The 20,905-nt window shown below is 39.8% G+C and carries 25 protein-coding genes; 9 read left to right on the forward strand and 16 right to left on the reverse strand.

The window, feature by feature from the left end:
- Positions 1-359: 359 nt before the first annotated feature.
- Both AC4MCC_RS08060 and AC4MCC_RS08065 read right to left on the reverse strand, forming a co-directional pair.
- Positions 360-701: a hypothetical protein gene (locus AC4MCC_RS08060; RefSeq protein WP_034170370.1), complete on the reverse strand. Its 342-nt coding sequence runs from the start codon at positions 699-701 to the stop codon at positions 360-362.
- A 270-nt stretch (positions 702-971) separates the two neighbouring features.
- Entirely contained in the window at positions 972-1,112 is a 141-nt protein-coding gene (locus AC4MCC_RS08065; RefSeq protein ID WP_175967540.1) for a hypothetical protein, read from the reverse strand.
- A gap of 321 nt (positions 1,113-1,433) precedes the next feature.
- Between AC4MCC_RS08065 and AC4MCC_RS08070 the strand changes: the two genes are divergently transcribed.
- The 3 genes from AC4MCC_RS08070 (at position 1,434) to AC4MCC_RS08080 (ending at position 4,041) form a co-directional block, all read left to right on the forward strand.
- Positions 1,434-2,069 carry an SOS response-associated peptidase gene (locus AC4MCC_RS08070; protein WP_491885109.1) on the forward strand — a complete coding sequence of 212 codons (636 nt, stop codon included), beginning with the start codon at positions 1,434-1,436 and terminating at the stop codon, positions 2,067-2,069.
- Positions 2,070-2,188: 119 nt separating this feature from the next.
- A complete protein-coding gene (locus tag AC4MCC_RS08075) occupies positions 2,189-2,746 on the forward strand; it encodes a LexA family protein (RefSeq protein WP_180179319.1) in 558 nt (185 codons plus the stop codon).
- A complete protein-coding gene (locus AC4MCC_RS08080) occupies positions 2,743-4,041 on the forward strand; it encodes a Y-family DNA polymerase (protein ID WP_491885110.1) in 1,299 nt (432 codons plus the stop codon). The genes AC4MCC_RS08075 and AC4MCC_RS08080 overlap by 4 nt, the downstream gene beginning before the upstream one ends.
- A gap of 97 nt (positions 4,042-4,138) precedes the next feature.
- Here the strand turns inward: AC4MCC_RS08080 and AC4MCC_RS08085 are convergent, their stop codons facing one another.
- The 3 genes from AC4MCC_RS08085 to AC4MCC_RS08095 all read right to left on the reverse strand — a co-directional run bounded on the left by AC4MCC_RS08085 (position 4,139) and on the right by AC4MCC_RS08095 (position 5,200).
- A complete protein-coding gene (locus AC4MCC_RS08085; RefSeq protein ID WP_171431294.1) occupies positions 4,139-4,291 on the reverse strand; it encodes a hypothetical protein in 153 nt (50 codons plus the stop codon).
- 215 nt (positions 4,292-4,506) lie between these two features.
- Positions 4,507-4,908, reverse strand: a complete 402-nt coding sequence (locus AC4MCC_RS08090) for a helix-turn-helix domain-containing protein (RefSeq protein WP_419365257.1) — start codon at positions 4,906-4,908, stop codon at positions 4,507-4,509.
- Between the two features lies 1 nt (position 4,909).
- Positions 4,910-5,200: a type II toxin-antitoxin system HigB family toxin gene (locus AC4MCC_RS08095; RefSeq protein ID WP_419365259.1), complete on the reverse strand. Its 291-nt coding sequence runs from the start codon at positions 5,198-5,200 to the stop codon at positions 4,910-4,912.
- 1,272 nt (positions 5,201-6,472) lie between these two features.
- Between AC4MCC_RS08095 and AC4MCC_RS08100 the strand changes: the two genes are divergently transcribed.
- Positions 6,473-6,814, forward strand: coding sequence for a hypothetical protein (locus AC4MCC_RS08100; RefSeq protein ID WP_180015517.1), 342 nt, complete (start codon positions 6,473-6,475; stop codon positions 6,812-6,814).
- 92 nt (positions 6,815-6,906) lie between these two features.
- Here the strand turns inward: AC4MCC_RS08100 and AC4MCC_RS08105 are convergent, their stop codons facing one another.
- Both AC4MCC_RS08105 and AC4MCC_RS08110 read right to left on the reverse strand, forming a co-directional pair.
- Entirely contained in the window at positions 6,907-7,149 is a 243-nt protein-coding gene (locus AC4MCC_RS08105; protein ID WP_419365262.1) for a hypothetical protein, read from the reverse strand.
- Between the two features lie 625 nt (positions 7,150-7,774).
- On the reverse strand, positions 7,775-8,005 hold the full coding sequence (locus AC4MCC_RS08110; RefSeq protein WP_034702487.1) for a hypothetical protein: 231 nt from the start codon (positions 8,003-8,005) through the stop codon (positions 7,775-7,777).
- Positions 8,006-8,259: 254 nt separating this feature from the next.
- On the opposite strand from AC4MCC_RS08110, the gene AC4MCC_RS08115 reads away from it, so the two are divergent.
- Both AC4MCC_RS08115 and AC4MCC_RS08120 read left to right on the forward strand, forming a co-directional pair.
- Positions 8,260-8,733, forward strand: a complete 474-nt coding sequence (locus tag AC4MCC_RS08115) for a CinA family protein (protein WP_034702490.1) — start codon at positions 8,260-8,262, stop codon at positions 8,731-8,733.
- A 106-nt stretch (positions 8,734-8,839) separates the two neighbouring features.
- A complete protein-coding gene (locus AC4MCC_RS08120; protein WP_419365325.1) occupies positions 8,840-9,454 on the forward strand; it encodes an aminotransferase in 615 nt (204 codons plus the stop codon).
- A gap of 78 nt (positions 9,455-9,532) precedes the next feature.
- On the opposite strand, the gene prpC is transcribed toward AC4MCC_RS08120, so the two are convergent.
- Together prpC and prpB are read right to left on the reverse strand one after the other, a co-directional pair.
- Complete coding sequence (gene prpC, locus AC4MCC_RS08125; RefSeq protein WP_005235399.1) at positions 9,533-10,672, reverse strand: bifunctional 2-methylcitrate synthase/citrate synthase; 1,140 nt, start codon at positions 10,670-10,672, stop codon at positions 9,533-9,535.
- Positions 10,673-10,676: 4 nt separating this feature from the next.
- Positions 10,677-11,561 (reverse strand): methylisocitrate lyase, encoded by an 885-nt coding sequence (gene prpB / locus AC4MCC_RS08130; protein WP_004785998.1) that lies wholly within the window; start codon positions 11,559-11,561, stop codon positions 10,677-10,679.
- A 229-nt stretch (positions 11,562-11,790) separates the two neighbouring features.
- Between prpB and AC4MCC_RS08135 the strand changes: the two genes are divergently transcribed.
- The 3 genes from AC4MCC_RS08135 to AC4MCC_RS08145 all read left to right on the forward strand — a co-directional run bounded on the left by AC4MCC_RS08135 (position 11,791) and on the right by AC4MCC_RS08145 (position 14,052).
- A complete protein-coding gene (locus tag AC4MCC_RS08135; protein WP_491875863.1) occupies positions 11,791-12,441 on the forward strand; it encodes a TetR/AcrR family transcriptional regulator in 651 nt (216 codons plus the stop codon).
- A 112-nt stretch (positions 12,442-12,553) separates the two neighbouring features.
- Positions 12,554-13,474 carry an ornithine carbamoyltransferase gene (gene argF / locus AC4MCC_RS08140; RefSeq protein WP_004786004.1) on the forward strand — a complete coding sequence of 307 codons (921 nt, stop codon included), beginning with the start codon at positions 12,554-12,556 and terminating at the stop codon, positions 13,472-13,474.
- 104 nt (positions 13,475-13,578) lie between these two features.
- Positions 13,579-14,052, forward strand: a complete 474-nt coding sequence (locus AC4MCC_RS08145; RefSeq protein WP_179992341.1) for a hypothetical protein — start codon at positions 13,579-13,581, stop codon at positions 14,050-14,052.
- 79 nt (positions 14,053-14,131) lie between these two features.
- Here the strand turns inward: AC4MCC_RS08145 and AC4MCC_RS08150 are convergent, their stop codons facing one another.
- The 7 genes from AC4MCC_RS08150 to rpiA form a co-directional block, all read right to left on the reverse strand.
- Positions 14,132-14,485 carry a YnfA family protein gene (locus AC4MCC_RS08150; protein WP_491875864.1) on the reverse strand — a complete coding sequence of 118 codons (354 nt, stop codon included), beginning with the start codon at positions 14,483-14,485 and terminating at the stop codon, positions 14,132-14,134.
- A 107-nt stretch (positions 14,486-14,592) separates the two neighbouring features.
- Positions 14,593-16,869 carry an ATP-dependent Clp protease ATP-binding subunit ClpA gene (gene clpA / locus AC4MCC_RS08155; protein ID WP_034702512.1) on the reverse strand — a complete coding sequence of 759 codons (2,277 nt, stop codon included), beginning with the start codon at positions 16,867-16,869 and terminating at the stop codon, positions 14,593-14,595.
- Between the two features lie 9 nt (positions 16,870-16,878).
- Positions 16,879-17,292 carry an ATP-dependent Clp protease adapter ClpS gene (gene clpS / locus AC4MCC_RS08160; protein WP_034170359.1) on the reverse strand — a complete coding sequence of 138 codons (414 nt, stop codon included), beginning with the start codon at positions 17,290-17,292 and terminating at the stop codon, positions 16,879-16,881.
- Between the two features lie 18 nt (positions 17,293-17,310).
- Complete coding sequence (locus AC4MCC_RS08165; protein ID WP_419365274.1) at positions 17,311-18,057, reverse strand: DUF6776 family protein; 747 nt, start codon at positions 18,055-18,057, stop codon at positions 17,311-17,313.
- 76 nt (positions 18,058-18,133) lie between these two features.
- Complete coding sequence (argC, locus tag AC4MCC_RS08170; protein WP_419365327.1) at positions 18,134-19,189, reverse strand: N-acetyl-gamma-glutamyl-phosphate reductase; 1,056 nt, start codon at positions 19,187-19,189, stop codon at positions 18,134-18,136.
- Between the two features lie 198 nt (positions 19,190-19,387).
- Complete coding sequence (locus AC4MCC_RS08175; RefSeq protein ID WP_491875865.1) at positions 19,388-20,068, reverse strand: M48 family metallopeptidase; 681 nt, start codon at positions 20,066-20,068, stop codon at positions 19,388-19,390.
- Between the two features lie 145 nt (positions 20,069-20,213).
- Positions 20,214-20,885, reverse strand: a complete 672-nt coding sequence (rpiA, locus tag AC4MCC_RS08180; protein WP_491880872.1) for a ribose-5-phosphate isomerase RpiA — start codon at positions 20,883-20,885, stop codon at positions 20,214-20,216.
- Positions 20,886-20,905: the final 20 nt, after the last annotated feature.

Consider the following 20,905-nt stretch of genomic DNA (forward strand, 5'->3'; position numbering starts at 1 on the left):
ATAAGACCTAAAACCATGAGAGAAACAGCAAGGATGACGAGGAAAATAATGCCGCATATTTTAAAGAGATACATATCCAGAACCTAAAGCAAAAGCTATGCTTTCAAGAAGCAATATTTATTCCTTTTTAAATAATTTTTATATTTATTATCTATATAAATTGATCAATATTCTATTTATGGGTACGAAGCTAGAGTATGAAATACGGATCTACTCAGTAACCATATTTCGAGCAAAATTCAGAAATCCAGACATTAAAAAGCCACTCTAAAGAGTGGCTCAATGATCAAATATTTTAATTGATATTCAATTATAGCGGTCATTATTTTCAAATAAGAATTTTAATAAATATTCATTCTTTACCCGAAATAATCTCGACATGCATTCCTCCATGAAAGATCAAAATATTCCTGATCTACCTGCCGTCTTTCAATCAGCACAATATTTTTATTTACTACAATAAACCTCCGATGCTTCATTTCATTCGTAGATTTATCTCTGAAACTAACCTCACCACATTCTCCCTCTTGTTGATGAAATTGAACCAGATCTGAATTAGGTAAAGCATTCCTTACCATCTCCCTAAATTTTTTTAAATCCTCATCCTGTAGGATCTTAGAGTCAGCTTCTTGCTGTGTATTTGGTTGACTACACCCCAGAAGTATTAAAGCTACAAGAGGCAAGATAATTAGTTTTTTCATAAGCTGTCCTCCTGAGAAAGAGGATCACATTATTTTTAAAGTATGGCTATTATTAAAATGAATAGTTTTGTAAACCATTCAACTTTATCAATAAATTTAATCAGGAAAATTTAGAACAGATGAAAAGGAAAAATAGCTAAAAAGAGTTTGCTGTTTCTCTGAAAATAGCAAAGTTCTGAAAATTATATAAGACTTGTCAAAGATGACTTTACTGAAAGAATGAGAGACCTCACAACCTTCTCTTGCTAGTGGTGAGGTCCTTTAAAGGAATTATTCAACAGGATTTGGTGCTTGGCTATCTACCTGTTCATTCTGAGGAGCAGGATTGTTTGAACCGTCCTTTTTGTATTTCATTTTCTTATAACAATAACCCGCAAGTACCCCTGCACCAATTAACGTTAATAACTTCATCTTTCACCTCATGCTCATAAATGCAAGCCTATATAACTAACATCTATATTTGTAGCTTTCCAAAGCCATTTAGAGTGTTTTTTTAAATAAAAAGTTAAATTATGTATATCTGTATAGATTAAATAAAATTTTAATCCTTTCATAATATTAAATTTACTTAAAATATTATTGAGTTAAATATTTTTAGGCTCTAAATATATACTTATAAAATAAAAAATCCTGCTTGCTGATTAAAATCTAACTTACGATATTCAAATTGTTTTGCACTTATCTCTCTTATATTTTAATTCTCATGATAGATCATAATGAGAGCGTTCGCCCATGTGTTCAAACTATGAATTCCCCTCAAAAAGCCGTCTCTCTTTATTAGACATTCATGAAGAGCAACTTGAACTGGATATAAAAACGCATGTATATCCTTTGGCTCCCGCTCCCATCATTATGCGCGGTGCTGACGAGTTTGAACTGGATATCGCACGTTTCGGACTCATCCCTTCTTGGGCCAAAGAATTAAAATTTGGCCGGCATACTTATAATGCCCGGACTGAAACAGTTGCCTCAAAAGCAAGCTTTCGGCATGCCTGGAAAAACAATCAGTTTGCTTTGGTACCTGTAGATACATTCTATGAACCCAAATACATTGATGGCAAATCGTATTGGTATTCTGTTTCTCGTGAAGACGGCGATCCTTTTACTGTTGCAGCCATTTATGATGATGCAATCATTGAGGGTGAAAAAGTTCGGTCTTTTTCAATGCTCACGATTAATGCAAATCAGCATCCCTTTATGAAACAGTTCCATAATCCGAATGATGAAAAACGCTCGATTATTGTGATACCTGAAGAGTCAAGACAGGACTGGCTGCACTGCGATCATGAGGAAGCAAGTGAGTTTTTCTTCGAAATGCGGGATGAATTTATTGCAAAGCCAAGAGATCCCCGTTTGTCGGAAAACTGAAATATAAAAGCAGTTTAATTATTAATATCTGATTTTAAATCATTTATTTTATTTGTATAAAAATAAAGCAATCATTACAATCTTGATTAATGTAACAACAATCAAGAAGTAGCAGATTTATGACAAATTCGCATGGGGGCTTTAGAATTGGTGCAGGCAGAAAAAAGGCCGAAGAAACTAAAGTAATTCGTGTACCTGAATCTAAAGTCCTGGATATCAAAGCATACTTAAAATCACTTAAAAAAGAAAGTGAAATCAGTGATATTCGCCAGTTTGATCCCGTTACTCAAATGGAAATTCCTTTGGTCACTGAACGCGTTCAGGCTGGTTTTCCCTCACCCGCACAAGACTATATTGATAAAAAACTCGACCTGAATGAATTCCTGATCAATAACGCTAATGCTACTTTTATCGTTCGTGCCAATTCGCTGTCGATGCTGAATGCAGGCATTGATATCAATGACGCATTGATTGTAGATCGTAGTATTGAAGCGCAACATCGAGATATTGTGATTGCCTGTGTAGATAACGAATTTACGGTCAAACGGCTGATTGTCGATGTAAAGGGTTGCTGGCTAAAAGCTGAGAATGACGATTATCCCGATATTCATCCTGTAGAAGGTCAGCAATTTGAAATCTGGGGTGTGGTCACCAACGTCATTAAAAAATTCAGATGAAATATCAGCAGGAAATCTATGCGCTGATTGACGTCAATAACTGCTATGTCAGTTGTGAGCGCATATTCAATCCGAAACTAAATCATGTACCTGTGATCGTGCTATCAAATAACGATGGCTGTGTAGTCTCACGTTCGCAGGAAGCAAAAGATCTCGGCATTAAAATGGCTGTTCCACTCTTCCAGATTCGCGATATCGTCGAACAGCATCAAGTTCAGGTGCTATCCAGCAACTATGCCCTATATGCAGAAATGTCCAAACGCTTTCATTCCATTCTGTCTGAATATGTAGCACCTGATGAACAGGAGGTTTACTCCATAGATGAATGCTTTCTGAAAATTACAGCTTATGCAAAAAATCATGATTTAACAGAATATGGTCAGGATATGCGACAGCGTATTTTGCAATGGATTGGCTTACCCGTTTGTGTCGGCATTGGCCGTTCCAAAACCGAAGCTAAATTAGCTAACCATATGGCCAAGAAAGCCAAACGCTTCAATGGGGTTTGCGACCTTTCTTCAATGCATCCACAACATAGAGATTACTTCTGGAGCTTGATTGATGTTGCTGAAGTCTGGGGGGTTGGGCGCCAGCAGAGTAAAAAGTTAAAGAACTTAGGCATACATACCGTTCTTGATTTAGCTCAGGCCGATTGTCATCGAATCGGAAAATTATTTTCAGTTGTTATGCAAAGAACTGTGATGGAATTACAGGGAATTTCCTGTATTGAACTGGAACAGGCGTGCCAGCCTAAGAAGCAGATTATTTCTTCACGCTCATCTGGTTCTCGAGTGATGGATCTTGAAGCTTTAACGGAAGCCATGAGTGATTACCTGCAAAATGCTGTCAAACGCTTAAGAGAAGATGAATCCTTATGTGGTTGCATCATTGCTTTCGCTCAATCCAATCCTTTTGACAAGAACACATCCTTTTATCATAAATCTATCAATATCGCTTTTCCTGAACCTACTGATTCTGCTGTTGTCATGAACCGGGCATTAATGCAACAGATGCATGAACTGTTTTCAGAAGGTGTTGAGTTTAAAAAATGTGGGGTTATTCTAACGGCGCTTGAACCTAAATCGGCCTATGTCTATGACTTGCTCTCGGACCATGCTCAAATCGAGAAAAATGAGAAGCTTCAACAAGCGCTAGAAAAAGTAAAAGAAAGATTTGGGGATCAAAAGCTGGCAATTGGAGCAGCTAAAATTCCTGACCGGAGCTGGGCCATGTCTCAACAGTATCTAAGCCAGAATTATTTTAGTTGGGATGGACTGTTAAAGATTGATCGGTAATTTCATCTTCCCAGTAAAGTGAAGCAGAAATTTTCCGAAATTTAAATCAAAATCTAAAAAGCCCTAAATTCAATTAGGGCTTTCTGATATCAATATCTTACTTTTGCTCCCTCAGCGGATGCTCAGGCTCGGCATTAGGCTTTTTCTCAGGCTTTACACCCTTATAGGTTGCTTGATTGCCTTTATCATCATTAGATTCTTTTTGCGGATTATCTTCTTGCTCTGTTTGGTGTTCTGCATGAGTTGTCATATATATTCCCTTTCCTCTAGATGCTTAGAAAATTATTAGGACATATAAGGCTAAACATCAATAATATTTATGTTTTCCATACATTTTAATAAACATATATTCTTCTAATCAGAGCTTATATAGACTTCTTGTTCTAATCAAAATCTGTCTGGCTGTGCAACCTGCTTCCAGAAAGCACAGCTCATAGATCAATTTAAAATTTGGTTTCTTATTACTTAAAAGAAAGTATCTGCAGAAACGTTAAAACGTTCAGACAAAGCTTTAATATGGCGGATATTGAGCTGACGTTTACCATTCAGGATTTCAGAAATGATCGACTGGGTAGCTATATCAGATAGGTCTGATTGGCTGAGGCCATGCTGTTCCATCAGGAAAGCGAGTGCAGTACGACCATCGCCTTCTGGCATTGGCAAATGCTCATGTTCATAAGCTGAGACTAAATCACCCAGTTGAAGAATCAGTCCCATTAAGGGATGCGACTCATCATCACCTACAATATCCAGAAGTTCATCTAAAGCTTCAGTAAGGGTATTAAAGTCTTCTTCAGTTTCTGGCTTGCTGAGCAATGGTGCAACATAACGCCAGTGATCAACGGCCTGTTTAATCATTGCATTCATATTAAGCCTCCTTCCAATGACCTTTATCATATTCCTGATGGGATAAGACATGGCGAATATAGACCCGTTTTGCCTGGTAGATTACAACTGCGATCAACCTGATCTTGTTGCCACCAATATCAAAGACATGAAATTTTCCGACTTTATCGACTGCGGGAAATAATCGCTTCATGTCGGCAAAATCCTTAGGATCATTGGCCTTGATAATTCGATACCAACCATCCAATGCCGTTTCAGCGTGTGGCCACTTTTGCATTGCTTCCAGAATCCGAGCGTGAGTGATCACATGCATAATTATTTATCGCATTTTGCTATATTCAAAGTATAATCTAAATATCGCATATTGCAATAACACTTAAAGCATGAATTTAGTTGAGATGAGTATTGTTATGGTCAAATCACAAGTTAAAATTAAATAAACCCTTATTTTTAATAATCTTTATTAATTATCAATATTTATGAATTAGCGTGGATATGTTGGTTCTATTTTCAAATAGCAATGATAAAAAAATGAAAACCCCGTCAATCTAAAATCTAACGGGGGTTCAACATCCATCTAAACTACGAAAGTCTAGAGAGTTAATTTAAATCTTTCAAGCAATCACGACACTTTTTGACTTCGAAATCATCGACTGTGTAATCAATTTCAGTCGCACCATGAAGACCAAATAAACAACATATAAATTGGAACATGTATTTCTCCTGACTGTGAACAGCTCGATCATAGATCGAGCTTTGTTGCTTTAAAGATAATGGCTTACAGCTCCACGATTTATTTACCTTGAAACGATTGAATCACTCACCTGTACTGCGATTGCACAGGCAAGCTATAGCCTCTAAATTTGTACACTCTCTTCATGTTTTGGCGCTTGGTCTTTGGTACCGTGATCCTTGCTCATCATCCGGCACATTTTTTCTTTGCAAGATTTAAAGCAACATCCCACCATGACACCCATACCAAATGCACAGATACATCTCATCATAGCTCTACCCTGTCTTTTCATGAAAAGAGATATATAAATAACATCTATTCATGTTTCACACTTGAACGTATTTTCAGGTTTTATGTTGTATATGAAAACTTATGTGAAGGATAAATGTCGAAGAATCATTAGTTTTTGGCATATTTATGATCTAAAAAATGAGCCCTGCTTAACTATCTGGATTAAGCAGGGCTTTTTAACTTGCTGATTTTAAATTATTTTATCTGAGTTGTTGTAGTGGTGATAAAGTACCACTTGTCATGCATCTAATATGTATATGAAATATAGAGGCTTTTTTACCAAATGTTGAATATAGGTTATGTTTTATATTTTATTGACTATTTTTCATCAACTTAGATGAAATTAAATACAAAAAACTTTGGTTCATGTGATTTTCATTCAATCAAGTGAGTCATAAAAGCAGAGATGCAACTTATACATATTGGTAGATATTTTATTTATTTTATCAAAGTCCTTTTCATTTTTTATTTTCTCAGCTGTCAATGAGTTTAAAGGTAGGTGCTCTTTCACTCATTTCTCTTTATAATTTTTCCAACGACTGATAACAATATATTGTTGCCATGAAAATATCATTATTCATAATTGCCCTATTGGCATTGGCCATCACAGGCTGCCAAAAACAACAGGCAGATGTATCAGCTGAACCTGATCCGGCAGTGAAAGCTCAGTTTGAACAATCCGATGCCCGATTGAGTGCTTATTTAGATAAATTAGATTCTTCTACTATTAGCCTTGAGGAAAGAACACATATTTTATGTGAGGATTATCCTAAAGAATATAAAACTTATTATATGCCGGCCCTAATAAAACTGATGCCACAAGAATATGATGAGCAGGAACTACTGAAAGATCTGAAAAATGCGCTCGATTTTTATAAAGTAAAAGCCAATATTCAATGCTGATTTATTCTGAACAAGAAAAAACCGCCTTAAAGAAGGCGGTTTTTTGTAGAGATTACACAGCTTAGATATAAACGCTGTAGCTTTAACTAATCTTATTGATTACGCAAATTTTGCTGCTGGTTATCTTGTTGTGGCTGTTGCTGTTGTTGCTGATTGCGTTGCTGGTCCTGTTGGCCCTGCTGACGCTGTTGGTTTTGCTGTCCCTGCGGCTGTTGTTGCTGCTGGTTCGGCTGTTGCTGATTTTGATTCTGGTTTTGCTGACGTTGTTGGTCTTGCTGTTGCTGTTGTTGTTGATTCTGTTGGTCTTGCTGATTTTGCTGTTGATTATTAGGCATGGTGTAACTCCTTACTATTTGCTTTAAATCGCCGATGATTAGGTTTCGACTTAATATTTACTCTACCTATTTTTAAAAATTCGCCAAGTTATTACCTGTTACATATTAATTCAATGTAAAAAAAGGTAGGTTAAGTAATTGAAGTCTGGATTTATAAGAAACATAAATTACTTTTAATAATAGAATGAACACATATTGAAAGCCTTCTGTCTTTAATAAATTTTATTTTTCAATTAAAGTCATAACTTAATCAAAAAATTGTATATAAACTTAAATTTAAAATAAAATTTAGAAATACATTTTGCTACTTATATAAAATATGATTATATTTATAAGATATTGAATTTTATTAATTATTTAAAATTATAATTTCTTATACATGTTTAATCTAATTTTCTAAAAATTAGATCATTAAATATAAAAACGAAAAAACCATTTTTAAATAGCAGAATATATTACATAGAATCACAAATAAGGCCTTTTAAGTTGCCAATTTACCTTGACTTTATACTTTTAAAATTATTATTAGATTTTTTTTATTAAATCTAATCAAATTTTATTTTAACGACCTTTATCCAATAAATAAGCCTCTTATTTTAAGAGGCTTATTTTTAATAAGTTATTTTTAGATTGCGACCACTTTTACAATAATGGTTTGGCTTTCTTCTTGCTCTTCGGCTAGATATAAACGCTTTAATTCTTTGCTTTTGACTTTAAACTTTAAGTTCTGGTAATGAATGATGCTTGGGATCTGATCAAAATATTGACCATCTGCCTCAATTTCTTCCTGAAATAAAGGAGTACCCAGTTGATAATCTAGACTTTTTAATACGGAATACTTTACTGTGGTTTTCATTCTTACAACCTACTTTCCTTACGCACTTTATTTTTATTTTTACCACTGATTAGAGCAAGTTAAAACCATTAATTTCAAATATTGTCCAAGCATTAAGCAATCAGTTCAATAACTGCCAAACTTACGTTTGGAATACTAAAATTACAAAAATATTTTACCTTTCATCATAATAAAGAAATAATCTCACAGTTGATACAAAAGCAAAATGGGACTACATTTGAATAAAGATTACCTTCTAAGACAAAATAGACATTATGATTAAAACATGTTGTGGCCTGCTGGAACAAAGAAACATCAAGATTGCTTTTATCGAAAGTGCCAGTTCTGGCTATTTAACCAGTCAGTTTTCAATTTGCAAAAATGAAGGTGCTGAAATCTTGCTGGGTGGTCTAGTGTGCTACGATCCGTCCGTGAAGATTAATGTTTTGGGAATTTCTCCGAATCTGATTAGTACCCATTCAGCTGAATCCATGCCTGTAACGGTTGCTCTGGCTGAGGCAGGCAAAAAAATGTTTCAGGAAGCTGACTGGATTATTGCTTGTACAGGCTTGCTTAAACCAGGCGGTAGCGCGACCCCAGATAAGCCGGAAGGTACTTTCTTTGCCGCTGTTTATGATGGTCTTCAAACTCACCAGTTCCAGTATTATATTAAAGGCACACCACAGGAACGTCTCAATAAACTGGCAGCCGTCATCGCACATGACATGATTAATCTACTCAACACCTAAAGCCAAAACTGTTTATATTGAGTGCTGATCAAACTTCATTATTTCTACTGTATTTATAGTTAAATTACTTCCATAAAAGCACGTTTTTAATGAGGCCTGATCAGTGATGAAAATAAGAATTGCGGCTCTTTTGCTCGCCCTTGGTATTCCTGTATCCGCTTTCGCCACTGTTGGTGGCCCACAGAATATTGAAGTTTTGGGTTATGAAGTCAAAGACCAGAAACTTTATCTGTTGCGCCATTATCTCGATGGTCGCGGACGCCTACCTCAACTGTATTATTATAATTTTAAATCCAAAACTCCGAATCAGTTAATTCAGGTGAACTCCCTGTATATCAATCCAAAAACCAAGCAGATTGACTACGATCAGGACAGCCATAAGTTTGATCAGGAAATTGCCAAAATTAAAAAGCGTCTGATTCCATTAGTACCTCTGCAAAAGCAAAACATTCAGCTCAAGCTATTAAAGACCAGCAAAGGTACTGCCCCTGCATGGCATGACCCTAAACAGAAAGTTCCGAAATGGACTTATCAATATCAGGTGCAATCTGGCCAGTATAAAAGTCCTGTTCAACAAGCAGTCAGCTATAAAGCAGATTTAAGATTAAGCCAGACTTATCAAGTTCCGAAACAGAATAAAATACTGGTGACGGTAAAATACTTAGGCATCCCATTTGAAACCGGTTATCACATTGAAGATCCGGCATTATTAAGTCGTTAAACTAACGTCAATAAAGAGTCAGCAAAAAAAATAAGGCCTCATAGAGACCTTATTTTTTATGTTTAGAATATTTCTGGCTTATGCAGCAGAAGTACGCTCAGCAATTGGAACCACTTTACGCAATTCTGGACCGGTATAATCTGCGCTCGGACGGATAATCCGGTTATCTGCACGTTGTTCCATCACGTGCGCTGCCCAACCTGTGACGCGTGACATCACGAAGATTGGCGTAAACAGTTTGGTTGGAATACCCATAAAGTGATAAGCAGAAGCATGGAAAAAGTCTGCATTACAGAACAGTTTTTTCTCGCGCCACATGACTTCTTCACAACGTACTGATACTGGGTAGAGCACAGTATCGCCCACATCTTTTGCCAGTTTCTCTGACCACTGCTTGATAATGCCATTACGCGGATCATTGTCCTTATAGATCGCATGACCAAAGCCCATGATCTTTTCTTTACGCTCCAGCATGCCCAGCATTTCGCGCTCTGCTTCTTCTGGAGATTTCCAGTTTTCAATCATGTCCATTGCCGCTTCGTTGGCACCGCCGTGTAATGGACCCCGTAGTGAACCAATTGCGCCGGTAATACATGAATGCAGGTCAGACAAAGTTGATGCACAAACACGCGCTGTGAAGGTTGAAGCATTAAATTCATGCTCTGCGTACAGGATCAGGGATACATTCATCACCTGCTCATGCAGCTGATTTGGCTTCTTGCCATGTAGCAAATGAAGGAACTGAGCACCGATTGAATCATCATCGGTATTTTCATCAATGCGTACGCCGTCATGGCTATAGCGGTACCAATAGCAGATAATTGCTGGTAGCGTCGCCAGAATACGGTCTGCGACATCCTGTTGCTGATCAAAAGACTGTTCAGTTTCAAGGTTGCCCAGCATCGATACGCCAGTACGCATCACATCCATTGGATGTGAGTCCGCTGGAATGCGCTCAAGTACTTCTTTCAATGCTTGTGGCAGTACACGCAAAGATTTCAGTTTTGCTTTATAGGCTGCCAACTGTTCTGAAGTTGGTAATTCACCAAAGAAAATCAGGTAAGCGACTTCTTCAAACTGACAGTTTTCTGCCAGATCCTGTACGTCATAGCCACGATAGGTCAGGCCTGCACCACTTTTGCCTACTGTTGAAAGTGCAGTTTTTCCTGCGACTTGTCCGCGCAATCCTGCGCCAGTGAGTACTTTTCCTTCAGCCATTGTTTTAATTCTCCTGCTTGAACAGTTTATCTAATGTGTTTTCAAAGCTGTGATAATCTAAAAATTCGTATAATTCTTTACGCGGTTGCATTTTATCCAGAACATGCACCTGTGTACCATTTTCACGCACTGAGCGCATCACTTCCAGTGCCGCTTTTTGCATCGCACGGGTGGCTGATAGCGGGTAAAGTACCATGCGAATACCCTGCTCAGCCAGTTCTTCAGTGGTATAATATGGTGTGTCACCAAATTCGGTAATATTGGCCAAAACCGGCACACCGACTGCATCACATACGGTGCGATACATCGTAATATCCGTCATTGCCTCAGCAAAAATGGCATCTGCACCTGCTTCAACACAGGCACAAGCGCGGTCAATCACTGCCTGCAGACCTTCTTTCTGTAATGCATCGGTACGTGCCATCACCACAAAGTTTGAATCGGTTTTAGCATCGACTGCCGCCTTGATCCGGTCAACCATTTCCTGTTGGGTCACAATTTCCTTATTCGGACGATGACCACAACGCTTTTGCGCAACCTGGTCTTCGATATGCACAGCTGCAGCGCCAGCAGCAATCATCTGCTTGATGCTACGTGCGATGTTAAATGCACCGCCCCAGCCTGTATCGATATCGACCAGTAAGGGTGTATCTACACGTTCAGTAATGCGACGCACATCTTCCAGAACATTATCCAGACTGGTCATGCCTAGATCAGGTAGACCGTAAGAATAGTTGGCAACACCGGCACCAGAGAGATAAATGGCTTTATAACCGACCTGTTTGGCCATCATGGCAGCATAGGCATTCACTGTGCCCATAATTTGTAATGGTTTTTCGACTTCAAGCGCTTGTCTAAACTTTAAACCTGCAGACATTTGTTCTGTCATCTTCCCTTCCACAGTCTTGGCTATAATTATTGAGATTTGAGTATACCGATTTGGAACCATGATGCTATAAGCCAATAGAATAAAAACTCTAAAACTTTAGTCAAACTTTTAAGTTTTACTTGATTCACTGAATAAATTCCGCCTTCATCCGGTCCGATTGTGAAATCTGCGGATATATTTGTTATGATGAACTACCAAGTTTATATAACCTGTTGATATACCATCCTCTATGCAAAACCTTGTTCATCTGGAACCACTCGCCAAAGATCTGCCACAAACCAAACGTGGTCATGAGCGCTGCGTTGCGCTGCTGGTCTCTGCGACCGAACTGTTTCTGGAACATGGTTATGATGCAGTTTCTCTTGATGATATTGTCCAGCATGCAGGCGGTTCCAAGGCTTCTATTTACAAGTACTTTGGCAACAAAGAAGGCTTGTTTAAGGCCATTTGCGATTATCGTCGTATCAAGTTTTTTGAAGATATCAGTATTCCGATCGAGCTGATGGCGCTGGATTTTCGTAGTTATCTGGTACATACGCTGCTTAATTTTTATCATCAGATCATGCAACCGGAAAATTCAGCCTTTATGCGTCTGGTGCTGGAACAGAGTCAGCGTAATCCGGAACTCGCGCAGCATATTCATGAACGAGGCCCAGTACATGTACAAAGTTCCATTGCTACCGCACTCGAACAGGCACATGAACAAGGTTTGCTGTATTGTGAAAATCCGCAATATTCTGCCCAGTTATATTTTGGCATTTTGCGTAATCTGGAATGGCGGATTCTAATGGGAATTACCATAGAGGAAGATGATCAAGAAATCGACAAATACATCAGTTATTGCGTGGATCGCTTTTTAGACGGTCATCAAAAAGTCTAGTTTTTTTGCAATTTCCTGTTCATATAGTATATTAGCCGATTCCGTATTTTTTCTTAAACTAACCAACAACTGATTGTTGATCGAGTTTTCGGCAATTATTGTGGAGTAACGAATGGCTCTCCGTCACTTTCTCACCTTACGCGATTTATCAACTTTAGAACTGAACCAGATTTTACAGCGCGCAATCGAGCTTAAGCGCAAACAGCACAATAATGAAGTGTTCCAACCCTTTGTTGGTAAAGTCATGGGCATGATTTTCGAAAAATCGAGTACCCGTACGCGTGTTTCGTTTGAAGCAGGCATGAGCCAATTCGGTGGTAGCGCCATCTTCCTGTCTTCACGTGATACCCAGTTGGGTCGCGGTGAGCCAATTGAAGATTCTGCACGTGTGATTTCCAGCATGCTGGATATTGTGATGATCCGTACTTTCGGTCACGATATCGTAGAACGCTTTGCTTCTTATTCAAAAGTTCCAGTGATCAATGCTTTGACTGATGATCATCACCCTTGCCAGTTACTTGCTGACATGCAGACATATCTGGAACATCGTGGTTCAATCGAAGGTAAAACCGTTGCCTGGATCGGCGATGGTAATAATATGTGTAACTCTTATATCGAAGCAGCGCACATGTGGGGCTTCAAGTTAAAAGTTGCAGCACCAAAAGGCTATGAGCCTCAAGAACAGTTCCTGTCTGAATTCGCACACTGTGTAGAACTGGTCGATACTGCTGAAGATGCAGCAGTTAATGCCGACCTGATCGTCACTGACGTTTGGGCAAGTATGGGCCAGGAAGAAGAACAGAAAATCCGTGAAAAAGCTTTTGCGGACTATCAGGTGAATGAACGCCTAATGGATCTTGCACACCCAGACTGCCTGTTCATGCATTGCTTACCTGCGCATCGTGGTGAAGAAATTTCTGAAAACATGCTGGATCACAAAAATGCTGTGGTTTGGGATGAAGCAGAAAACCGCCTTCATGCACAAAAAGCACTGGTTGAATTCCTGTTGAATGAAAACCTGAAAAAAGACTGATTCCTTCAAAAAAATCTTCACAAATTAAGCACCAATCTCTGGTGCTTTTTTTGTTTCAGCTCTTATAATCAGAATTGAAACGACATAAAAAGTGATGCGATACAATGCAAAAAAAATATTGGACTTTGGCACTCCTGGCAGGTTTTAGTAGTGCTGCTTTACCGGTGTATGCTTCTGAATTCGACCAGTATCTCCAAGGAAAAGGCATTCTAGACAGCAAGTTTAAAATTGAGAAAAAAGCTGAGCTGAACGAGCTGCTTACCGTGCTAAGTGCGGAAGATTCCAAGACTTTACCGCTACAGATCGATCAGAATACAATCATAGAGCAGTTACAACTTACAGCCAATAAAACGACGCTTAAAGGCATGATCACCACACCCGACTTTAGCCAGTTTGAGAAAGACTTAGGCCGTAAAGAAGTCCTTAAGGTGATTCGTAATAATCTTCTAAATAACTGCCAGATCTTTTTTGAACATCGCTATCAGATCGTCAATCCTTATAAAATCGAACTTAGTCTCAGCTCCCAAACGCATACTTATAATGTAGATCTCTCCCAGAAAGACTGTAATGTAAAATAATCTTGTCTAGAATCAATAAAGGCAGCTAAAGCTGCCTTTGTTTTTAAATAAATTCTAATTGGGAAACATAACCAGATGATCAACGAATCAAACCTTGTGGCTGTAATATAATAATCAGTGCTCCTAGAATCACTACTATTCCACCAAGCAGATCCCAACGTGAAAGGCTGACCTGATCAACGAATTTCAGCCACATCAATGCTGAGAAAATATAGATTCCCCCATAGGCGGCATAAATACGCCCAGAAGCCGCCGGATGCAAAGTCAAAAGCCAGACGAACGCAGCTAAGGCTAATGCCGTTGGAATCCATAGCCACTGGCTCTTCGCCTGATTTAAAATCAGGTAGGGAAAATAACAGCCTAAAATTTCCATCAATGCCGTTAATAAAAACAGAAAAAACGTAGTTAAAAGCTTGCTAATCTGGATATCCATATATTTCGCTAAATCAGAAACTCTTTAAACCAAGAGTACATAAATTAAGGGCAAATAAAACAACAAAACCCGTGCGAACACGGGTCTGATGATGATCTATTCAATGATTAAGCTGGTTCAGCAGTCTGATCTTCGAAGACTTCAAGTTTCAGACCGACAGATTTACCATTTTCTTTCTTCACAGAAACTGAAACGTTACCACCATTTTCAGCCAGTTCACCAAACAGGATCATTTCAGCCAGTGGTTTTTTCAGATGTTCCTGAATCAGACGCTGCATTGGTCGAGCACCCATCAAACGGTCATAGCCATTTTCAGCCATCCATTCGCGTGCGCTTTGATCCACCTCCAGCACCACTTTCTTCTCATCCAGTTGTGCCTGAAGTTCAGTCAGGAATTTATCCACGACATTTTCAATAATGGTATTCGGCAATGCCTTGAACTGAATTACACCGTCCAAACGGTTACGGAATTCTGGCGAGAAGGCTTTCTTCATCGCTTCCTGATTGTCATTACTGTTGTCCTGTTCCATGAAACCAATGCTGACACGAGAAATACTTTCCGCACCAATATTAGTCGTTAAAACCAGTACCACATTACGGAAATCGGATTTGCGACCATTATTATCCGTTAAGGAACCATGATCCATGATTTGTAATAACAGGTTGAATACATCTGGATGCGCTTTTTCGATCTCATCTAGAAGTAATACACAATGCGGATTTTTGTGAATCGCATCGGTCAGCAAACCACCTTGGTCAAAACCGACATAACCTGGAGGTGCACCGATCAGACGAGAGACTGCGTGACGTTCCATGTATTCGGACATGTCAAAACGTACTAACTCTACACCCAGAATTTTCGCCAATTGCTTGGTGACTTCAGTTTTACCTACACCTGTTGGACCGGCAAAGACAAAACTACCCACTGGCTTATCAGGCGATTTCAAACCTGCACGTGACAGTTTGATTGCAGAAGCTAAAGCTTCAATTGCTTCATCTTGGCCGAAGACCACACGTTTCAGATCACGCTCAAGGTTTTCTAGCACAGACTTATCATCTTTAGATACGGTTTTCGGTGGAATACGGGCAATCTTGGACACAATGTCTTCGATGTTTTCAACCGTAATTAAGCTGTCATCTTGCTCAGCTTTCAGACGACGTTGTGCACCGGCTTCATCAATCACATCAATCGCTTTATCTGGCAAGAAACGGTCATTAATAAATTTCGCTGACAGCTCAACCGCAGAAACCAGGGCCTGATCGTCATACTGTACATGGTGGAAATCTTCAAATTTAGATTTCAGGCCACGCAAGATATCAATTGTTTCTGTAATCGAAGGCTCATTCACATCTATTTTTTGGAACCGACGTGACAAGGCATGATCTTTTTCAAAGACCTGACGGTATTCCTGGAACGTGGTTGAACCGATGCAACGTAAAGATCCGTTCGCCAATGCTGGTTTGATCAGGTTCGATGCATCCATGGTGCTGCCCATACTTGAACCTGCACCGATGATCATATGAATTTCATCAATAAACAGCACGGCATCTGGTTTTTTCTTCAAGGCATTTAATAGTTGTTTTAAACGCTTTTCGAAATCACCACGGTATTTAGTTCCCGCCACCAGTGCACCGATGTCTAGGCTATAGATTTCAGCATTTTCCAGCGGCTTAGGTGCCTTGCCATTCACAATTAACCAAGCCAGACCTTCAGCAATCGACGTTTTACCTACACCTGGATCACCGACAAGTAAGGGATTATTTTTACGACGGCGGCATAAAATTTGCGCTGCCCGCTCAATTTCTTTCTCACGACCAATCAATGGATCTGTCTTGCCGCGTTGAGCTTCCTGATTCAGGTTTGTCGTATATAACTCTAGCGGACCAGAATTATTGGAAGAAGCCGATTCACCGTCCAGTTCTTCAATTTCTTCTTCAGACTGTACTTCGTCTTTACGTGTACCATGAGAAAGGTACTGAGTTAAAGTCAGACGGTTAATCTGATGACGTTTAAGCAGATAAACCGCAAAAGAATCACGCTCAGAATACATCGCAACCAGAATATCGGCGCCTTCTACAGTACGATCACCGCCACTGGATTGAACATGGAAAATTGCACGTTGCAAAATCCGGTCAAAACTTTCTGTAGGATGAGGTGCCTGATCACTATTTTCACCGAGTTTAGGGGTATGTTGTTCTACGTACTCTTCTAATTCTTTACGCAAAACGATAATATCTGCGCCACATGCTTTTAAGGCATTCACGGCAGAATCATTGTCGAGTAAAGCTAATAATAAATGTTCTACGGTCAGGAACTCATGTCTCTTTTGACGAGCCATGCTGACAGCCAAACGTAGTGATACTTCTAATTGACGACTGAGCATGCAACCCCCTTAATCTTTCGGCTCAATCTGGCAAAGTAAAGGATGACCTTGAGATCGAGCGTAATTATTGACTTGGTTCGCTTTGGTTTCCGCAATGTCTCGAGGATAGACCCCAGCTACACCTTTTCCTTCATAATGTACAGTTAGCATTACTTGTGTAGCTTGGTCAAGATTCATTGCAAAGTATTGTTGTAAAATTTCAATTACAAACTCCATGGGAGTGTAGTCGTCATTCAATAATACCACTGCATACATCGGTGGACGCTTCAGTTCAGGAGGTGCAGTCTGAACTGCAAGATCAGCGTCATCATCGTGAAAAGGCTCGTCTGTTAAACGCGGGCTAATATGCCAATCAACCATGCCGGACTCGTAAAAAGAATTTTTGATCTCACTTAAACATTTTGGACGTTTATTGCTTGGCATACGATTTCTATTTCACACTTAATTTGCATTTGCTTCAGTTTTTGGAATCTCTGACAGGACTGTTGACTGGCTTTCAACAGCTTTCCCCTGATCCCAGCTAAAACGGCGAATCACAGGCTTAGCCCCTGAGAGGCGCACTTCAATAAATTCTGGTTTAAAGCCTTTAGGCATGGTCCAGCGACCAGTTAAACGTTCGTAATTGTCGAAATTAAAGTTTTTATCTTCAAGCGGCACAACCAGGATTTCAGTGCCCTTAATCAAACGTAACTCTACTGTACCAGAAGCGCGATTTTTGCCTGGACTAACTTGAACCAGATCAATCTGGTATTCGAAGGCATTATCAGGTAAGGCTTTAATCCCCAGATGTTGAACTGTCAGTGCTAGACCACCGCGTTGACGCAAAATCTCGCGGTAGATCGTACCAACGCTTTCAGCCTGCTCCTGGGCATCACGTGCCTTATTCGCAGCCAGATAAAGATCATTGGCATTGCTAACGGCCAGATCACGTTCCTGAACCGCTGTATTCAGAGATTTATTCAGTGTTTCCAGACTGGTTTTTTGTTTTTGTACTACTTCAACCAGTTGTTCCGCATCCGCCTCAAAACCTACCGCAGTCAAACCTTGCCGATGCCCGACCGTATAGCCCAGCAAGCCACTACCCAGAATCAACACAGCAGCACCGATTACCAAAGGTGTATTGCCTCTCATCAATGGTTTCTTTGTAGAGGGTTCCTGGATCGTCATGTTTGACTCATTATTCGGCATTTTGATCTCTGTATACTTTGTTCAAGACACACATTTAAATCCAAATCTAAATGTGTGTGAAGTTCTAATACGTTTTTTATGGTAATAAACCAATATTATTCAAGCCTGCATTTTCTGCAAAGCCAAACATCAGGTTCATGTTCTGTACTGCCTGACCAGCTGCACCTTTGACCAGATTGTCTTGAGCCACCAGAATCACCAGTTTGGCTGGTTGTGGCTTATACAGTGCGATGCGCAACTGGTTGGCACCACGTACCGAACGGGTTTCTGGCGAACTGCCTGCTGGCATCACATCAACAAACTGTTCATTGGCATAGAATTGCTCGTACAGTGACTGCAAGTCAGCTGCCTGGCCTGCTTCAGTTAAATCGATATAAATCGTTGATAACATCCCACGAATCATTGGCACCAGATGCGGCACAAACAGGATATGGTCAAACACGCCTTTTTGACCTGAAATGTTTTCCAGTGCTTCTACGATTTCAGGATGGTGACGGTGGCCGGCAACGCCATAAGCCTTAAAGTTATCAGCATTTTCAGAATAGATCATGCCCAGGCTTGCTTTACGACCTGCACCAGATACACCTGATTTCGCATCAATAATAATGCTTTCTGGTTTTACCAGAGCTTCTGCCGCTTTTAAAACTGGTGCCAGACCAAGCTGAACCGTCGTTGGATAACAGCCCGGATTACCAATTACACTCGCCTGTTTGATCTGTTCACGATTAAGTTCAGACAAACCATAAACAGAATCTTTTAATACTTCTGGGCAAGCATGTTCCATGCCATACCATTTTTCGAACTGTGCCAGATTTTGCAAACGGAAATCCGCTGCAAGGTCAATTACCTTGGTATTGGCTGCGACAAGTTCTTCAGCATGTTTCATGGCAACCCCATGTGGTGTCGCGAAAAATACCACATCACATGATTTTAAAAGATCAAGGCTGAGGTCAGAAAACTGAAGATCCGTATGTCCACGCAGACTCGGGAACATATCGTCAACGCGACGGCCTGCTTCAGTACGTGATGTCAGTGCTTTAACTTCTACATTCGGATGTCGCAGTAATAGACGTAAAAGTTCAACGCCTGTATAACCTGTACCACCCACAATACCCACTGAAATCACGATGATTACCTCAAACTAGATGTTTCCTTTATGGACTGTAGTATGACAGGAACTTGAGGTTTTCTAAACTGTTTCACTAGGGATTGATGGTTTTTTATTTACCCTTTTATTTTGAGTGTTTTTAAAAACTTTAAGAGAATTATGTCTATTGCTTAGGCTATTTGGAAGTGAATAAATACTATCCGAGTTCCTCTAAAGATATTCTTAAGCTGTCCACCAATATGGCATGACGGTATTTTTCAGAATTTTGCGATGAATTAAATAACTTGGATCATGCTTTGCCACTTCCGCCCAAAAACGAGGACTATGGTCAAAATGCCGGGTATGGGCCAGTTCATGCACACATAAATAACGCACAATATTTTCAGGAAACAGAATGATGCCGCTATTTAGCATGATGTCATGTTTGGCAGAACAACTGCCCCATCGTGTTTTCGGTTGGCGAACATTACAAATGTTAAATGATAATTCTGTTTCCTGGCTTACTCTGTCCAGATAAACAGGCAGCTGCTCTTTGGCATAAGAAATGGCAAAGGCTTTTAAATAGGTTTCAGGATGACGGTCACTAATTGATAGCTGTAATGATTCAGCATCAAAAAGGAAGTTCTGCTTCTGACTTTGATACATGATCTGGATTGACTGAGCCTGATTGAAAAGCTGCAATTCTGCTGGTAAAGATCTATCAATACTTTGATTTTTTTCCTGCTGCAATTTCCATGTTTTCAGTAGCCAGCTTTCCGCTTGGTCAATAAAATTCTGAATCTGTTTTTTGCTACAAAATACAGGTGCGGTTAAACGGATTTGATCACCCTCTACACGTAGTCTGAGACGTGTTGAGCGAACATTTCGGGTGATTTGGATTTCGGGCAGGTCGTTTAGGGTCATTTTTTATATTTAATCGTTATTTTACTAATCCCCCTCGACCCCCCCTTTAATAAAGGGGGAAGTTCAAACTTATAGAAGTTTCGAGGTGCTTTATCAAATTAAAGACTTTTCCCTCCTTTGAAAAAGGAGGGTCAGGGAGGATTTCTTAAATCGCTGTACGCTCTTCAATACCATTATTAGTCGCAACAATTGCGATATCTGCTTTGTTGATCGCGAAAATACCGTTACATACGACGCCTGGGATGTCGTTAATGGTTTTTTCTAGCTCAAGCGCACTCAGAATGTTCAGGTTATGCACATCCAAAATCACATTGCCATTATCTGTTATTACACCTTCACGGTAAGCAGGATCACCACCCAGCGCCACCAGCTTACGTGCAACTGCTGAACGTGCCATTGGAATCACTTCAACTGGAAGCGGAAAATCACGACCCAACTGCTCTACCCATTTTGAATCATCGACGATACACACGAATTTTTTCGCGATAGAAGCCACGATTTTTTCACGTGTCAGCGCAGCACCACCGCCTTTGATCATGTGCATATGACGGTCGATTTCGTCTGCGCCATCTACATAAGCATCCAGTCCACCGACGCTATTCATATCAACCACTTCAATGCCTAATTTCTTTAGACGCTGTGCAGTCGCTTCAGAACTTGCAACAGCAGCTTCTAACTGAAGTTCAGGTAAAAGGTCAATGAGAAAGTTAACGGTACTGCCTGTACCTACGCCTAAAATGCCACCTTTCGGTAAGTGCTTTAAAGCAGCTTTGGCTGCTGCTTGTTTTTTCTCATCTTGGGTTGCATATAGACTCATGACATCACTCAACTAATTTG

It is taken from the genome of Acinetobacter sp. CAU_H_56 (genome assembly GCF_058599425.1).

Bases quoted from the DNA above. Each gene is read 5' to 3' on its own strand.
- AC4MCC_RS08115 (WP_034702490.1), top strand. From the start codon at position 8,260: ATGATTAAAACATGTTGTGGCCTGCTGGAACAAAGAAACATCAAGATT.
- prpB (WP_004785998.1), bottom strand. From the start codon at position 11,561: ATGACAGAACAAATGTCTGCAGGTTTAAAGTTTAGACAAGCGCTTGAA.
- rpiA (WP_491880872.1), bottom strand. From the start codon at position 20,885: ATGAGTCTATATGCAACCCAAGATGAGAAAAAACAAGCAGCAGCCAAA.
- AC4MCC_RS08175 (WP_491875865.1), bottom strand. From the start codon at position 20,068: ATGACCCTAAACGACCTGCCCGAAATCCAAATCACCCGAAATGTTCGC.
- clpS (WP_034170359.1), bottom strand. From the start codon at position 17,292: ATGCCAAGCAATAAACGTCCAAAATGTTTAAGTGAGATCAAAAATTCT.
- AC4MCC_RS08110 (WP_034702487.1), bottom strand. From the start codon at position 8,005: ATGAAAACCACAGTAAAGTATTCCGTATTAAAAAGTCTAGATTATCAA.
- AC4MCC_RS08080 (WP_491885110.1), top strand. From the start codon at position 2,743: ATGAAATATCAGCAGGAAATCTATGCGCTGATTGACGTCAATAACTGC.
- AC4MCC_RS08070 (WP_491885109.1), top strand. From the start codon at position 1,434: ATGTGTTCAAACTATGAATTCCCCTCAAAAAGCCGTCTCTCTTTATTA.
- AC4MCC_RS08150 (WP_491875864.1), bottom strand. From the start codon at position 14,485: ATGGATATCCAGATTAGCAAGCTTTTAACTACGTTTTTTCTGTTTTTA.
- prpC (WP_005235399.1), bottom strand. From the start codon at position 10,672: ATGGCTGAAGGAAAAGTACTCACTGGCGCAGGATTGCGCGGACAAGTC.
- AC4MCC_RS08105 (WP_419365262.1), bottom strand. From the start codon at position 7,149: ATGCCTAATAATCAACAGCAAAATCAGCAAGACCAACAGAATCAACAA.
- AC4MCC_RS08065 (WP_175967540.1), bottom strand. From the start codon at position 1,112: ATGAAGTTATTAACGTTAATTGGTGCAGGGGTACTTGCGGGTTATTGT.
- argF (WP_004786004.1), top strand. From the start codon at position 12,554: ATGGCTCTCCGTCACTTTCTCACCTTACGCGATTTATCAACTTTAGAA.
- AC4MCC_RS08145 (WP_179992341.1), top strand. From the start codon at position 13,579: ATGCAAAAAAAATATTGGACTTTGGCACTCCTGGCAGGTTTTAGTAGT.
- AC4MCC_RS08165 (WP_419365274.1), bottom strand. From the start codon at position 18,057: ATGCCGAATAATGAGTCAAACATGACGATCCAGGAACCCTCTACAAAG.
- AC4MCC_RS08100 (WP_180015517.1), top strand. From the start codon at position 6,473: ATGAAAATATCATTATTCATAATTGCCCTATTGGCATTGGCCATCACA.
- AC4MCC_RS08135 (WP_491875863.1), top strand. From the start codon at position 11,791: ATGCAAAACCTTGTTCATCTGGAACCACTCGCCAAAGATCTGCCACAA.
- AC4MCC_RS08090 (WP_419365257.1), bottom strand. From the start codon at position 4,908: ATGAATGCAATGATTAAACAGGCCGTTGATCACTGGCGTTATGTTGCA.
- AC4MCC_RS08120 (WP_419365325.1), top strand. From the start codon at position 8,840: ATGAAAATAAGAATTGCGGCTCTTTTGCTCGCCCTTGGTATTCCTGTA.
- clpA (WP_034702512.1), bottom strand. From the start codon at position 16,869: ATGCTCAGTCGTCAATTAGAAGTATCACTACGTTTGGCTGTCAGCATG.
- AC4MCC_RS08060 (WP_034170370.1), bottom strand. From the start codon at position 701: ATGAAAAAACTAATTATCTTGCCTCTTGTAGCTTTAATACTTCTGGGG.
- AC4MCC_RS08075 (WP_180179319.1), top strand. From the start codon at position 2,189: ATGACAAATTCGCATGGGGGCTTTAGAATTGGTGCAGGCAGAAAAAAG.
- AC4MCC_RS08085 (WP_171431294.1), bottom strand. From the start codon at position 4,291: ATGACAACTCATGCAGAACACCAAACAGAGCAAGAAGATAATCCGCAA.
- AC4MCC_RS08095 (WP_419365259.1), bottom strand. From the start codon at position 5,200: ATGCATGTGATCACTCACGCTCGGATTCTGGAAGCAATGCAAAAGTGG.